13 protein-coding genes are annotated in these 14,211 nt (G+C 63.7%); 10 read left to right on the plus strand and 3 right to left on the minus strand.

The window, feature by feature from the left end; all coding sequences use genetic code 11:
* The first annotated feature begins 19 nt into the window (after positions 1–19).
* The 3 genes from V4558_06355 (at position 20) to V4558_06365 (ending at position 2,815) form a co-directional block, all read left to right on the plus strand.
* Positions 20–457, plus strand: a complete 438-nt coding sequence (locus V4558_06355) for a hypothetical protein (protein MES2305107.1) — start codon at positions 20–22, stop codon at positions 455–457.
* Between the two features lie 1,415 nt (positions 458–1,872).
* A complete protein-coding gene (locus V4558_06360) occupies positions 1,873–2,322 on the plus strand; it encodes a hypothetical protein (GenBank protein ID MES2305108.1) in 450 nt (149 codons plus the stop codon).
* A gap of 55 nt (positions 2,323–2,377) precedes the next feature.
* The gene (locus tag V4558_06365) at positions 2,378–2,815 is read left to right on the plus strand and encodes a hypothetical protein (protein ID MES2305109.1); all 438 of its coding nucleotides are present in this window, start codon (positions 2,378–2,380) and stop codon (positions 2,813–2,815) included.
* Between the two features lie 129 nt (positions 2,816–2,944).
* Here the strand turns inward: V4558_06365 and V4558_06370 are convergent, their stop codons facing one another.
* Positions 2,945–4,435 carry a pyridoxal-dependent decarboxylase gene (locus V4558_06370; protein ID MES2305110.1) on the minus strand — a complete coding sequence of 497 codons (1,491 nt, stop codon included), beginning with the start codon at positions 4,433–4,435 and terminating at the stop codon, positions 2,945–2,947.
* 139 nt (positions 4,436–4,574) lie between these two features.
* Here V4558_06370 and V4558_06375 point away from each other — a divergent pair, with 139 nt between their 5' ends.
* From V4558_06375 to V4558_06405, 7 genes are all read left to right on the plus strand, one after another.
* On the plus strand, positions 4,575–7,019 hold the full coding sequence (locus tag V4558_06375) for an ABC transporter permease (protein MES2305111.1): 2,445 nt from the start codon (positions 4,575–4,577) through the stop codon (positions 7,017–7,019).
* A 67-nt stretch (positions 7,020–7,086) separates the two neighbouring features.
* Positions 7,087–7,590 carry a hypothetical protein gene (locus V4558_06380; GenBank protein MES2305112.1) on the plus strand — a complete coding sequence of 168 codons (504 nt, stop codon included), beginning with the start codon at positions 7,087–7,089 and terminating at the stop codon, positions 7,588–7,590.
* Positions 7,591–7,673: 83 nt separating this feature from the next.
* Positions 7,674–8,159, plus strand: a complete 486-nt coding sequence (locus V4558_06385; GenBank protein MES2305113.1) for a hypothetical protein — start codon at positions 7,674–7,676, stop codon at positions 8,157–8,159.
* Positions 8,160–8,275: 116 nt separating this feature from the next.
* Complete coding sequence (locus tag V4558_06390) at positions 8,276–9,088, plus strand: hypothetical protein (GenBank protein MES2305114.1); 813 nt, start codon at positions 8,276–8,278, stop codon at positions 9,086–9,088.
* A 54-nt stretch (positions 9,089–9,142) separates the two neighbouring features.
* Positions 9,143–10,969 (plus strand): DUF2779 domain-containing protein, encoded by a 1,827-nt coding sequence (locus tag V4558_06395; protein ID MES2305115.1) that lies wholly within the window; start codon positions 9,143–9,145, stop codon positions 10,967–10,969.
* Positions 10,970–11,012: 43 nt separating this feature from the next.
* A complete protein-coding gene (locus V4558_06400) occupies positions 11,013–11,384 on the plus strand; it encodes an MliC family protein (protein MES2305116.1) in 372 nt (123 codons plus the stop codon).
* Positions 11,385–11,386: 2 nt separating this feature from the next.
* A complete protein-coding gene (locus tag V4558_06405; protein MES2305117.1) occupies positions 11,387–12,049 on the plus strand; it encodes a hypothetical protein in 663 nt (220 codons plus the stop codon).
* 231 nt (positions 12,050–12,280) lie between these two features.
* Here the strand turns inward: V4558_06405 and V4558_06410 are convergent, their stop codons facing one another.
* Complete coding sequence (locus tag V4558_06410) at positions 12,281–13,441, minus strand: Ig-like domain-containing protein (protein ID MES2305118.1); 1,161 nt, start codon at positions 13,439–13,441, stop codon at positions 12,281–12,283.
* Positions 13,438–14,082: a hypothetical protein gene (locus V4558_06415; protein MES2305119.1), complete on the minus strand. Its 645-nt coding sequence runs from the start codon at positions 14,080–14,082 to the stop codon at positions 13,438–13,440. Before V4558_06415 ends, V4558_06410 begins: the two co-directional genes overlap by 4 nt.
* Positions 14,083–14,211 lie beyond the last annotated feature (129 nt).

Raw genomic sequence — 14,211 nt, forward strand, 5'->3', positions numbered from 1 at the left:
ATTTTTTTCGAGGATCTCAATGCAAGACACGGTGACAACACTTCGGCGTGGCCTGGTTTTCGGCGCGATCGTACTGACGATTGCCGTCGCACGAGCGACTTCCCAGAGCGGTGGCGCTTGTGGTGAAGCGACGCATCCCAAGTCGGCCGCCCTTGCCGCTTATGCCAAGCGTTTCGTTTCCCTGCCCGCATTTCAGCGGTTCCGGGATCAGTTTCATGTGCCGACTGCAGATTCGTCCTCAGTGCGGATTGAAGCAGTGGATTCGCTATGTGTTCGGGCCAGCGCTCTAATCAGCCAGGTGCTGAACGAACCAGAATCCACGGCTCGACGGATATACCTCGTCAAGGCGGGTGAGGTCTTCTTCGCGGAGGATCCCAAAGTGAAATCCGGTGAATGGACGAAGACATACGTCATTGACTCCTCAATGACTCGGATCTTGTCGAGCGTTGGGAGGTAGGACGAGCCAGCCGGTCCCCTCCTGCTTTTCGGCGGGGGGGGCACGGCAGGCTCCGAAGCATACTTCATCGACTTCGCGCTCGATGATCTCCTGCCCATGGCGCTACAATGGCGGCATTTTTCGGTCAAGCCTGAGAAACTATCGTATAGCTGCGAGTGAGTTGGAAAGAATTTCGATTCCGTGATTTCTCAGGTCCATCCGAGAAGGGTTTCAGGAGTCGGGGGGCGGGCGTGCCGGGGTCATCTGGTCTGCCTGCCCCCATGCACGCAGCGAGAGCTCGCGGAAAAGGAGGATGACCTCTGGTCCAGCGCGGCGCTGCCGTTCCCTAGCTTGCTCGTGGCCTTCGGAGCGGGGTGACCGGCGTCTCACCACTTCCAAGTGCTGCTGCCATATCGGCCCCAGCTCGTTCCGAAGCGAAGGAGAGCGGGTCGTTGGCAAGGTGGGCGTAGCGCTGGGTTGTGCTCGCTTGAGTGTGTCCCAGCAGGCCTCCAATCAACACCAAGGACGAACCGCCACCCACGGCAACCGTAGCGTATGACCCGCTTTTCCTCGCAATAAACAACACACCATCGGACGGGCATCTGTGGGAGATTCTACAGACAGGTATGCATGAAGCTGTTCACGCGCGAACGGGCATCGTCACCGACCACCACAGACTGCCTAACGGTGAAGATGACGCGGAGCACTACGAAAACCACGAGTACTTCAAGTACATCGACGTAGCGGGGCCTAACTCATGTCTTATCCCCCATCCTTGAATCGCCTCCAACTGCTGGGGCTGTTTGTGGTACTCCTGGGACCGCTGTCGTGCATATCGGCTCAGCAAAGCGCTAGGGCACGGAGCGGGCTCAAAGACCCTAGCCCTTGGGAAGTGCTCAACGGCTACCTAAGTCATCGATTTGACATCGTGGATACACCGACAGTTCTGGTCCTCTGCGGGATCTCACCTGCCGATGTCGCTCCAACGGATATCGTCAAGTCCCCGAGAATGTCGGGGCGGCCGCTCTTTCCACGGGCGTATGCCGACACGGTGCTTTTCGATTCACGCTGCGAAAAGGGCCAGCAGGATTATTCTGGCGGCGGGAAGAAGAATGTCCTCTGGATTGATTCACTGAGGGTGACCGCGGACAGTGCATGGATTGTCGCGCGCGCCCAACCGGTCTCCAAGCCGGGACGTGAGGGGGGGCAGCTGAGAGAAAGGTTCCTCTGGGTGCTCGGTCAAGAGTATCCCGGAACGAAGTCGATCATCTTCTTCGCGCGGCCAGTCCGAGCCGTAAACTAGAAGCCTTTGTCCCGTGGACCCCTGCCGACAATGGCAGGGGTCACGGGCCCTGGTTCTCGTTGAGGAGGTCTCAGAAAGGTGCACGCGAGACCGCCTGCGTCAGCAGGTTCGCGATAGGAGGACCAACGCAACGATGAAATTTTCTATTTCCCTTCCTATCTCCGTCGCCACATTACTAGTCGTGACGAGAGCCCCGGCGGTCCGGCAACCGCACCTGCGGGAGGCGTCCTTTTCCCAAGGGTGCATTACCGGTGCCGATGAAAGCGCGAACATGTTGGGTTTTTTCAGGGCGATTGCATCGTCGGATCTGGCCGAAAACGCGCACCAGCGGTTGATCTACAAAATCAGCAAGGTGGAACGCCGTCAGGTGAAATTGGTTGCGACGAACTCTGTCTGCGCGAAGGCAGCTGTCACGATCAATCGGGACCGAGGCGTTCCTGACTCGACGTCTCGATCGGTGATTCTGATCAAGATCGACACGATCTACATCGCGAGTGACCCAGCGGAACGGGCAGGAGAGTACGGCGTGAGCTACCGCATGAACTTCCGATGCGACTCGATCCTCGCGCGGTTCGTGGAGTGATTGGTTCGGGTTCTCCCCTCGATTTCGGGAGCCGCAGCGCACCTCGAGAATTCTGATGAAACACCTGCTTGGATTCGGAGCAACCGTCCTCCTGTCGGCTGCTGCCGCAACACCTCACATTCCCGCGTATCCCGCAATGGGTACGCAGCGCTGCGTCCGCGACAGCGCATTGCTGGCCGCGGAACTGTACCAGTTCCGGGAAATGGTGTCCGACACCGGCGAACTCGCGGTGCTGGGCCGCCAGGGGTACCAGTTGCCCGCAATGGATAGCACGAAGGTCACCGTGGTGACGCACGACGCGGTCTGTGCCAAAGCGATCGTAACGATCAACCGGTTCGGCGGGGCACCAGATACGACGTCGAGGAGCATTGTCCTGATCAAGCTCGACACCGCCTACGTCGCGCGTGACCCGAAGCAGTTCGCTGGCGAATTCGCCATCCACTATCGAATGAATCACGCGCTCGATTCCGTACTGGTCACGCCGATCAACTGAACAACTACGACTGCCGGCCCCGGCTCTGCGCCGTTCAGGTCGGAAAACGCAAAGGGGCTCCCCACCGGAAAGCCCTTTCCGAACATCCATCGTTCATCGTCCCTCGCCCATGACCCATCACCCCCAAGTTCATCCCGCCGCGATGAGCTCCGCGCCAACACTCCGCATCGCCGCCACCGTCTCGTCAATATCCTGCAGTGTCGTGCGGTGCGAGCAGATCGAGAGCCGCTGCGTCACCCGGCCGCGAATGCGCGTGGTCATGGTGAAGGCGATCTGTCGCTTGACCAGTTCGTCGGCCACGCGCTGGTTGAGTTCGTCGAGCTTCGCATCGTTGCCCTTGAGCGCGGCCGGGACGTAGCGGAACGAATAGATGTAGAGCGCCGGTTCCGGCTGCACGACCTCGAAATCATCCGACGCCGCCACCAGTGCGTGCAGATGCTTCGCGCAGGCGATGGTGCGCCGGAAGATCGCGCGATATCCCTCGACGCCATACAACCGCAGCGACATCCAGACCTTGAGCGCGCGCCAGCCACGCGAAAGTTGCGGTCCGTAGTCGAAATAGTTGAGTCCGGCATACTCGCTCGGCAATGAACTCTGCAGGTAAGTCGCCTGGGTCGCGAAGGCAGCGCGCAGCGCTTCCGGGTTGCGCACCAGCAGGCAGGCCGCTTCATATGGCGCGCCGAGCCACTTGTGGGCGTCGAATGACACCGAGTCGGCGCGCTCCATCCCGACAAAATGCGGCGCGAGCTCCGGCAGGATCGCACCGAGTGATCCGCAGGCGCCATCGACATGGAACCAGAGATTGCGGCGCGCCGCGATGTCTGCGAGCGCATCGAAATCATCGAGCGCACCGACGTTGATCGAGCCGCCGTGACCGACGATGCAGAAGGGCGTCTTTCCGCTGGAGATGTCTTCATCCAGCATCTGCTCGAGGGCGCCGAGGTCGATGGTGAAGTCGGGCTTGCTCGGCACCTTGCGCAGGGCATTGCGACCGAGACCAAGAAGATTGACCGCGCTCTGGAACGAGACGTGGGCCTCGTGGTCGGCCATATAGACCGTGAGCTGGCGGACGCCGCCCGAGCCTTGCAGCCCGTGGGCGTCGATATCCCAGGTCGCCTTGTTGACCAGGGCCGCGCGCAGCGCCGCGACATTGGCCATGGTGCCACCACTGAGGAAGATCCCGCCGGTGTCGGCGCCGTAGCCGATTATCTCGCCGAGCCAGGCAATAGTGCGGCGTTCGATTTCGGTGGCCGCCGGTGATGCCTTCCAGCCGCCGAGGTTGGCGTTGAGGGTGGCCGCGAGCGCGTCGGCGATGGCGCCCATCTGGGTGCCCGATCCGTTGACGAAGCCGAACCACTTGGCGTGACCCGTGAACGACGAATTCGGGACGATCTTGCTGGTCCAGTCGGCGAGGATCGCGTGGGGGTCTTCACCCAGCTCGGGGACCGGGAGGTCGAACAGGGCGTGGACCGCGGCTGGCTGCTGCGCCGGAAACGGGGCGGCATCCTTCAGATCAACGAAAAAGGCGGTGATGAGGTCGATGGCCTCGCGACCCAGAGCGCGAAACGCTTCTGGGGGGAGATCGACGAAGGGCGCCGGCGCTTCAGTACGGATAGACATGGAACAGATTATGTCGGAGGAGACGCTTCATCGCCACCTGTGCCGGGGTGAAAAACATTCCAGAAGGGGCGTGCAACCGGTTGGCGAGTGATCTCATCTAATCCGGGGTCTGCCACCTCTCCCTTCTCCCAGGTGCCCCATGCCCGACCTGCGCCAGGACGTTCGCCTCGCCCTCCGATCGCTTTTTCGCCGGCCCGGTTTCGTCGCCGTCGTGGTCCTGACCCTCGGCCTCGGCATCGGCGCCAACAGCGCCATCTTCTCGGTGGTCAACGCCGTGTTGCTCAAGCCGTTGCCATATCGGGACCCTGGCCAACTGGCGATGATCTGGAGCAAGTGGACGAACTTCGAGAAGACCTGGCTCTCGCCCGCCGAATACCTCGACTACCAGAAGCAGAGCCGGCTCTTCACCGATGTGGCCGCGTGGGACGAAAACGGCGAGGCAGCGCTCACGGGAGCAGAGGGCGCGCAGAGCGTCACGGCGGTCGAAATGACGGCCAATTTCCTCGATGTGGTGGGGATGGTGCCAGCGGCTGGCCGGGTCTTCACGCCCGAGGAAGACATCCCCAACGGGCCGCCCGTGGTGATGATCGGCTACGAGTTGTGGCAGCAACGATTCGGCCGTGATCCGTCGATCGTCAATCGCATCATCCAGATCGACGGTGAATCGCAGCAGGTCGTAGGTGTGTTGCCGAAGGAGTTCAAGTTTCCGCTCGAATTCCAGAGTCGCACCACGGCACAACTCATTCAGCCAGCGCGAATGGATCGCGCGGCGCCCGCGCGAGGGAATCACGGCTGGTATGGTGTCGCGCGGCTCAAGCCCGGTATCACGGCTGCGATGGTGACGCCGGAACTCGACAACCTCGCCAAGGGGTGGACGAAGGCGGGGCTCTATCCCGTCGGAATGCAGTTCACGGCGTTCTCGGTACCGATGATCGAGCAGGTCAGCGGCAACGTGCAGCTGGCCCTGCTGGTGCTCGCTGCGGCGGTCGGCCTGTTGTTGCTGCTGACTTGTGCCAATGTTGCCAACCTGGTGCTCACGCGCGCCGACAGTCGCAGTCGCGAGGTCGCGGTGCGTGCCGCACTCGGCGCGGGCAAAGGCGAGCTGCTGCGCCTTGCGCTTACCGAGAGTATGCTGCTCGGTCTCGGTGGCGGCTTGCTCGGACTCGTGCTCGCGTGGGGTGGTGTGCGCATCCTGGTGGCCCGCGCGCCGACCACGATCCCGCGACTCGCGGAATTGCACGTCGACTGGCGCGTGGTGGCGTTCACCCTGGTGCTGAGTCTCGTGACCGGCGCGCTGTTCGGTCTGTTGCCAGTGGCGCGGGTGTCGCAGCTTGATCTCGCGAATGCACTGCGTGACGGATCGCGCGGCGCGAGCGACGGCGCAGAGCGGAAGCGCGGGCGCACGTTGCTGGTGGTGGCCGAGATGGCACTTGCGGTGCTGCTGGTGATCTCGGCCGGGCTCACGATCAAGTCGTTCCGCAACCTGATGCAGGTCGATCCGGGGTTCGATACCCGGGGCGTGCTCACGATGCGCACCTCGCTGCCGTCGGCCACCTACGCCGATGAGCGCGCGGTCCTGAACTTCTATCGCAACTTCGGCGATGAAGTGCGGCAACTTCCCGGGGTCCAGTTCGCGGGCTTCGGTCGGGTGCTCCCGCTCGCGGCCGAAATGGGTGATGCCGGAATCGCGATCGAATCGCATCCCACGCCGGCCGGTGTGCCAGGCAATCAGGCCGACTGGCAGGCGGCATCACCCGGGTACTTCGAAGCGATGAAGATCCGGTTGATCACCGGGCGTTACATCGACAACAGCGACACCAAGGATGGTTTACAGGTCGCGGTGATCAACGAAGCACTCGCCAAGGAGTACTTCCCGAACGAGAACCCGATCGGTCAGCGGGTACGGATGGGCGGACAGGATCGGCCCTGGCGCGTGATCGTCGGCGTGGTCGGCAACTATCACCACAACGGCCTCACCGCGACGTTCAAGCGGGCGTTCTTCATCCCGGCAGAACAATGGAGCAACTCCTACGGCCAGCCGCGCCGGGCGATGACACTGATCGTCCGCAGCAGCGGCAATCCCAAGGAACTGATCGGACCGATCGCGGCGATCGCGAAGCGGCTCGCGCCGGACGTTCCGGTGACGCAGATCACGACGATGGACGATGTGCTCAGTGCTGCGACCCAGGAGCAACGGTTCACGATGGCGCTGATGGCGGGCTTCGCGTTGCTCGCGCTGGTGCTCGCGGCGGTCGGCATCTACGGGGTGATCTCGTACTCGGTGAGTCAGCGAACGCGCGAGATCGGCATCCGGCTCGCCCTCGGCGCCGACGTCGATTCGGTGCGCGGGCTGGTGCTGCGGCAGGGGATGGCGCCGGCTGTGGTCGGAATCGGCGTTGGCCTCGCCTGCGCGCTCCTGCTCACGCGTTACCTCGGCTCGCTGCTGTATGGTGTAGCTCCAATCGATGCGTTCACCTTCGCCACCATTCCGCTGTTGCTGCTGCTGGTAGCGGCCGGATCGGTCCTGCTGCCGGCGATGCGCGCGAGCCGGGTCGAGCCGGTGGAAGCACTGCGGGGCGAGTAGGGGATCAAGTACAGTATCATTCCCCCGGGGACGAATTGATCAACCGATTTCGGGCGGACGTGCTGCGATGATCACCAAGGACCAGCTGGCGCATGCGATGATGCACGAGTGCGATGTCTGCATTCACCTGGCCACCAAGTTCACGCCGGAGGGATACGGCTATCGGCCGAGCCCGGGTCAGCGGAACACGGTCGAGCTGATGCAGTACCTCTCCTTCGCGATGTCGACGGCGCTGGGCGTGTTCCGTGATGGCGACTGGTCGGTGTTCCGCGCCGCCGCGGAAGCCGCCAAGTCGCTGACCCCGGCGGAGTTCCCGGCCGCAATGCTCGAGGAGAAGGCCGCGATCAAGGCGTTCTTCGACGGGCTGACCGAGGAACAGCTGGAGCACCAGGAGGCAACACTGCCGGGGGGGCGGGGGAAAGCGCCGCTCGGGGTCGCCATTCTCGGGGGGCCCTTCAGCTGGCTGCCGGCCTACAAGCTCCAGCTCTTCCTCTATGCCAAGGCGGCGGGGGCCGCCGACATCGGGACCAGCAACGCCTGGCGGGGCGTCGATATGCCCCCCAAGGCGTAGCCCGTTCCAGCCATCGCGGCGGAAGCGTCCGGACCCTAGTATCATATGCGCTCCTGACGCTTCCCCTCTGAGGGTTGGACCCGATGCCACAACCGTCTCCCTATCGCACGCTCTCCCAGGCCCGTCGCATCGGGCTGGTGGCCCACGACATCTCCTCGAGCCGTGATTCGAAGAACAGCTATATCCAGCGGATCGTCGCGCGGGGTGGCGGCTTCCGGCCTGAGAAGCTGCGGGAATGGGCGCCGGAACAGCTGGCCCGCGAGATCGTCCGGCACGGACTCGAGTCATTGCAGGACGAGCTGACGCTGTTGCAGACCCTCTACGTGGAACTCGAGCCAGGCTTGCAGATCGCTTTCCTCGACCTGGCCGGGGTACGACGTGACGGGGCGAATATCCCGGACGACCTGAAGACACCGTTTGCCGATGTACCAACCGTGCGGAAGGCGGCGCTCGCGTTGCTGGAACAACAGGGCGAGGATGCCCGTCACTATCTCCATACCATTGCGCTGTACAACACCGATGCGTGGCCGGGGTTGATGGCGGTGCTGGTGGAGACGGAACCGAAGTAGAAGAACGAGAAGGGAGAAGGGAGAAGGGAGAAGGGAGAAGGGAGAAGGGAGAGCCCCCGGTGGTGCCGCTCTTGGGCGGCACATCATCCTGAGCGAAGTCGAAGGATCTGTACCAGATGAATTCCAAGCCGTCGAGCCCGAAGAAGATCAAGCAACTCCTGGCGACGCTGCCCGCCAAGGCGCAGCGCGGGAGCAAGCCGCGCTGTCATCTGCTCACGCACGGGACGCGGGTGCAGGTCGCGGCGCGACTCAGTGCGCTGATGGGTGTGTGGGGGAGTGTCGCGCCGACCGATTCCTGGCTTCCCGAAGGATTCGAAGATCCGAGTGAAGCGGAGTTGCCGCTCGCCCCCGAGCTGCTGACGCCGGTGGTTCGCGTCGGCCTCGCGCGGTGGTGGCTCCCCAGCGAACGGCTCGCCGACCGCACACCCAACTGGGACATCGCGAGCAGCTGCACGATCGATGGCCGTCGCGGCCTGCTGCTGGTGGAAGCCAAGGCGCACGAGAATGAGCTCGCCAACACGGTCTCCGGTCGCAAGCTCGACACCCGCAATCAGGGTGACCAGGCCACGCGCGACGCGAGTCATCACCAGATCGGCGTCGCGATCGAGCAGGCCCGCGCCGGATTGCAGGCGGCGAGCGGGTTGCCATGGGAGATCCGGATCGACTCGCACTACCAGCTCGCCAGTCGCTTCGCGTGGGCGTGGAAGGTCGCGCAGCTCGGCGTGCCGGTGGTGATGGTGTATCTCGGCTTCCTCGGCGCCGACGAGATGAAGGATCGCGGTGCGCCGCTCGCGAGTGCCGGGGAATGGGAGGCGCTGGTTCGCGCGCATGCCAAGGGAATGGTGCCGGGCGAAGTGTGGGGGAGCCAGATCGATGTGGCGGGTGTGCCGCTGATTCCGCTGATCGGGAGTGTGGTGCAGGAACTCTAGAGACTAGAGAATAGAGACTAGAGACTAGAGACTAGTTTCCCTCCCGGTATTTCCATGCGACATACGCTTTCCAAGTCCGACTTCAAGCTGGCGCGCTCATGCGTCACCAAGCTCTACTACAAAGAGCTCGGCTTTCCGCAGAATACCGCCGACAATCCCTACCTCGCGATGCTCGCCGAGGGCGGGTATATGGTGGAACAACTCGCCAAGTTGATGTTTCCCGACGGGGTAGCTGCGCCGTATGACCGACGCGATCCCGTGGGTTCAGCCGCGGGTACTCGCGACCTCCTGCTGCAGGATCCGGTCACGCTCTTCGAGGCGACGCTGCTCGCCGATCGCCTGCTTGCGCGTGTCGATATTCTGCGCCGCGCGGGAAATCGCTTCGACCTCATCGAAGTGAAATCGGTCTCCTTCGACAGTGACGAATCACGAGAGAACCCGGCGGGTCCGTTTCGTGGCAAGCGTGCGCCGCACGGAATTACCACCAAGTTCCAGGAGTATCTCGAGGATGTTGCCTTTCAGGTGTTCGTGCTCCGGCGTCTGTACCCCGGCGCCGAGATCGTGCCGCACCTGATGCTGGTCGATCAGGCGCGACGCACCGGGATCGAAGGGCTGCCGGCGATGTTCCGGGTAGAGCGTTCTGCGGATGGCGGGGAGTTGCGGGTGGAGTTCCTCGGTGATGTTGCGGCAGTGCGCGCAGATCAGTTGCTGGCACAGGTCAACGTGGCCGATGAAGTGGCGATGCTCCTCGACGAGGTAGGCACGGCCGCCGATCACTTCGCCACGCTGCTCGGTGAGGATGGACCGGTCAAGGAGCAGCGAGCGATTGACTGGGGTTGCCGCGATTGCGAATTCCGGGTTGACGCGGGCGAGCCGTTGAATGGCTTTGCGCAATGCTGGGGCCGACTCGCGGAACCGTCGCCCCACCTCTTCGAGCTCTACAAGTTCGGCGCCACGAAGTACGATGGCGCGCGGCTGGCCGACGTCATGATCCAGAACGGCATGACATCGCTCTATGATGTGGATGGCACGCATCTCGTGAAGAAGGACGGCTCACCCACGGCCAGCTCGCGGCGACAGCTGATCCAGATCGAGCATACCAGGCTCAATCGACCCTGGATCGGGGATGGGCTTCGGCCAGCGCTTGAGGCGCTGCGCTTGCCACTTCACTTCATCGATTTCGAGACCTCGTTGCTGGCGCTGCCGTATCACAAGGGGATGCGCGGCTACGAGAAGGTGGCGTTCCAGTGGAGTTGCCACACCGTGGTCCAGGCCGGTGACGCGCCGGTGCATAGGGAATGGCTGAATACTCGCGAGAGCTGGCCGAACGCGGAGTTTGTGCATTCGTTGCGCGAGGCAATCGGCGAGAGCGACCCGGTGTTGACCTGGTCGCCCTACGAAGGGAGTGTGCTCCGGGAGATCCGGTCTCAGCTCGCTCGATACAACGCCGCGGATCCCGAGCTCGAACAGTGGCTCGATCGCGTCGTCGACGAACGCATCGTGGATCTCTGCCGCCTTTGCGAACAGCAGTTCTTCCATCCTGGTATGCGCGGCCGGGTGTCGATCAAGGTCGTGCTCGACGCATTGTGGAAGGCCGATCCGGTCATGCGCGAACGGTACGCCGAGTGGATGGGCGTTGCGGATGCCGACGCGGCGACCGGACCGTATGAGGCGTTGCCGCCGGTCGTCATCGGAACCCGGGAGCTGAACGTCGCCGACGGCACCGGGGCGATGCAGGCGTACACCGCGATGCTCTATGGTGCCGAACGCCTTGATCCCGAGATTCGCAAGAGCTGGGAATCCCTGTTGCTACGGTACTGCAAACTCGACACCCTGGCGATGGTGCTGATCTGGGACCACTGGCGGCGGGTGACGGCCTGACCGCAAGTAGATTTCGCCATCATCACCCACCGGACCCAAGCCCATGACCCGATGCAGCATCGTTCTCACCGCCACCATCGCCATCACGGCTGCGGCGTGCGCCCCGGCTCCCAAGGCCGATCAGGTCGCGGCCGACACCTTGAAGCCCGCAACGGCCGCAACACCCGCGTCACCGAGCGTCGCCGCGGCCTTCCGCTGCAGCGATTCCTCGCAGGTGTTCGCGCTCTTCCGCAGCGATGCCGCTGGCAAGTCCGAGGTCGCGCTCGCCGTGGGCGATGAGCGGCTGCATCTCCCGCAGCTGGTCGCCGCATCGGGTGCGCGGTACGGCGACTCCACGACCACGTTCTGGAACAAGGGCGATTCGGCGACTTTCTCGCGTGGCGGCAAAGCGCTCGCCTGTCACGTCGAGAAGTAGCCGTGGCCCGGAAGGATCCCACCCGACTTGGTGGCAGCACCAAGCGCCGTCGTGACCCGCATGCGGCGGTGGCTCGGGAACTCTGCGATCGCCACCCGCGACTGGCTCGTCTGGTGGAGCTCACCCATCCGCTCGAACGGACCATCCCGGATGCGCGGCCGATCACGCACCTCGCCGTGCGGACCATCGTGGCGCAGCTCGTCTCGGCGCCTGCGGCGCGCACCATCATGGGTCGGCTGATCGACGCGCACGGCGACATCGACGGTATCGTGACCTGGGCCATGAGCGTCCCGGAGGATGCCCCGCCGATGCATTCGCTCTCACGCGCCAAGCGGAAGGCCATCGCCCACTGGGGCCGCTTCATTCTCAGTGATGGCGACCCCCGGCAGCGCTGGGCCGCGCTCTCCGCCGACGAACTGCTCACCGAGATCATGAAGTTGCGCGGATTCGGTCGCTGGAGTGCGCAGATGCTGGCGATCTTCGGCTTTGGCCACGCCCAGGTCTGGCCCGAGGGCGATGCCGGAGTGATGCGCGCAGCAAGAGTGGTGTTCAAGGGGATGCGCCAGCCGACGGTGCGCCGACTGATCGCCGGGCACGAGAGTCACGTGGCGATCTGTTGCTGGGCGTTACTGGATACCAATCGGCTGGGGGAGTTTCACGAATAAGGGAGAAGGGAGAAGAGGGAAGGGAGAAGGGAGAACGGAGGAGGGAAGGCCTGCCGCGGATCGCTACCCCGGCATTACCTTTTTTGCTGACTCCGTGACCAGGGTGATCCCGTGAATGTGAATCCGCTCTCCGAGCTGCGCCAGATTATCGCCTTCCTCGCCATCTTCGTGGTGACCTTCATCGTGGCCAACGGCGCCGCCAGGGCCGCCGGCCACAAGGACTGAGCCCGGTCAGGGCACTGCAAGCAGGTTGAACTGCCACACCCCGCTCAACGGGGTGACCGCCCCCGGGAGCACCGGGAAGCTCAGGAAGGGTCCACTGAGCGCCTCATCCAGCTCGCCAAAGACCTGCAGGACCGACTGTGGTGTGAGCAGCCAGTAGCCGTATGCGGGCTGATTGTTGTCGTTCGTGGTAATTGAACAGCGACACGCTTCGGCGCCGACCACCACCGGGAAATTCGCGCGCGCCTTCTTCCCACTGAAGTTGTGCAGCACCGGATTGAAATAGACCCGACCATCGTTCAGGATGTTGTCGATCACCAGCGGTACCGCGCCCGTCGGGTTGAGGATGGGCGGAAAGGTCTCGGTGATGGTTTCGCCGCGACCCAGTGGCGGGATGAGGCGCCATGACAGCGTGAGCGTCGGCGTGAGTGGGCGTTCGATGGTCGTCGAGCCCTGCGCCCCGGCCGTCCCGACCACCACGCCATTCTGCATGATCTCGGCGGAGTACATCAGGTTATTCGTGACTTCGATCCGGAAGCGCGCCTGCGCGAGCGGGGTGACCCGCACGAGTGCCTGACCAATCACGTTCCCGATTCTGGCGGAAATGGTGGATTCTCCCAGCGCCACGCCGGTCACCACGCCTGTGGCATCGACCGTGGCGGCGAGCGGATTGAACGAAGACCAGACCGCCTGCGGGTTGGCGACGGGATTGCCGAACTCGTCGATCGCCGAGAGGATCATCGCACGCGTGCCCCCGGGAAGCATCTCGACTGTGTCCGGCTTCACCTTGATCGTCTTCACCTCGGCAGGGATGATCGTGAGCGTGGTGCTGGCGCTCTTGCCGGAGGCCGTCGCAGTAATGGTCACCGGCCCACCCGGATCGAGACCCAACACGAGGCCGGTCTGGGTCACGACCGCACGGGTCGCGTCACTCGTCGTCCACGCGAAGGTTGCGTCGCTGACAACGAAGCCGGTCGCGTTGAAGGCTGTGCTGACCACCTGCTGCGTCGCGCCCGACTTGATTGTCGCGGATGTCGGGTCCACGACGACATGATCCACTGCTGGGGGCGGGGGCGGCGGTGGTGGCGGCGTGATGCCACCGGTATCGCCGCCACAGGCAGCGAGGAGCACCAGCCCCGCGACAGCGATACGCGACGTGATGGCGCTCACTTGGCGGCGACCACCGAGAGGTCGGCGACGTGCAGGTTCAACTGATGGTTGATACGCATTCCCACGACCCCATCGACCGCGAGATCCTTGCGAGGCTTCGCCGCCACGATCGTGCCGTTGATGAGAAACTGGACTGCATCCTTCGTCGCCTGGATCGAGAGCGTGTTGAGCACATTCGCCGTGTCGGTTGCCGCGATGGTCTTGATGGCGGGGGCAGCGGTCCAGGGAGTCACGTCGGCCGTCGCGTCACCGTTGCGGGTCTTGATGAGAAACTTGCCGTCGTTGCGGATCACGAAATAGAGATAGCGTTGCGTCGCCCCGGGAAGGTCCTTCCCGCCCACCATCAGGCCATACGCCTCGGGGTGGGCCGAGGCCGGGCCGAAGAAGTACACCTTCATCGTCGCGGTGTAGGCGCCGACCCCGGTCATCTCGGGGCGATAGAAGATCCCCGCGACGTTGCCGGTGGTGATGTGCCACCCTGGCTTCATCTCGACGAAGGCCAGCTGGGAGATCTCCTTGTTGCCGTCGGAGCGGACCTGCCAGCCAAGTCCGCGGGCATCGACCCGGGTCGGAGCGGCCTGCTGGGCACCGACGGCGGCGGGGGCGAGCAGGATCGCGGTCAGGGCGAGGGTGCGACGCATCGAGGGTCTCCGGGAAATAGGATGCACGGTGAAATCTATCTGCCCACGGCGTCCGTAGGGGTCTCCGGAAGTACTGCAACGGCCGGGGGCGGCCGTGCGTCTCATCCTGCAGCCCCAGCTAGCCGTATA

The sequence above is a fragment of the Gemmatimonadota bacterium genome, from assembly GCA_040388535.1.
In the GTDB taxonomy this organism is placed as follows: domain Bacteria; phylum Gemmatimonadota; class Gemmatimonadetes; order Gemmatimonadales; family GWC2-71-9; genus Palsa-1233.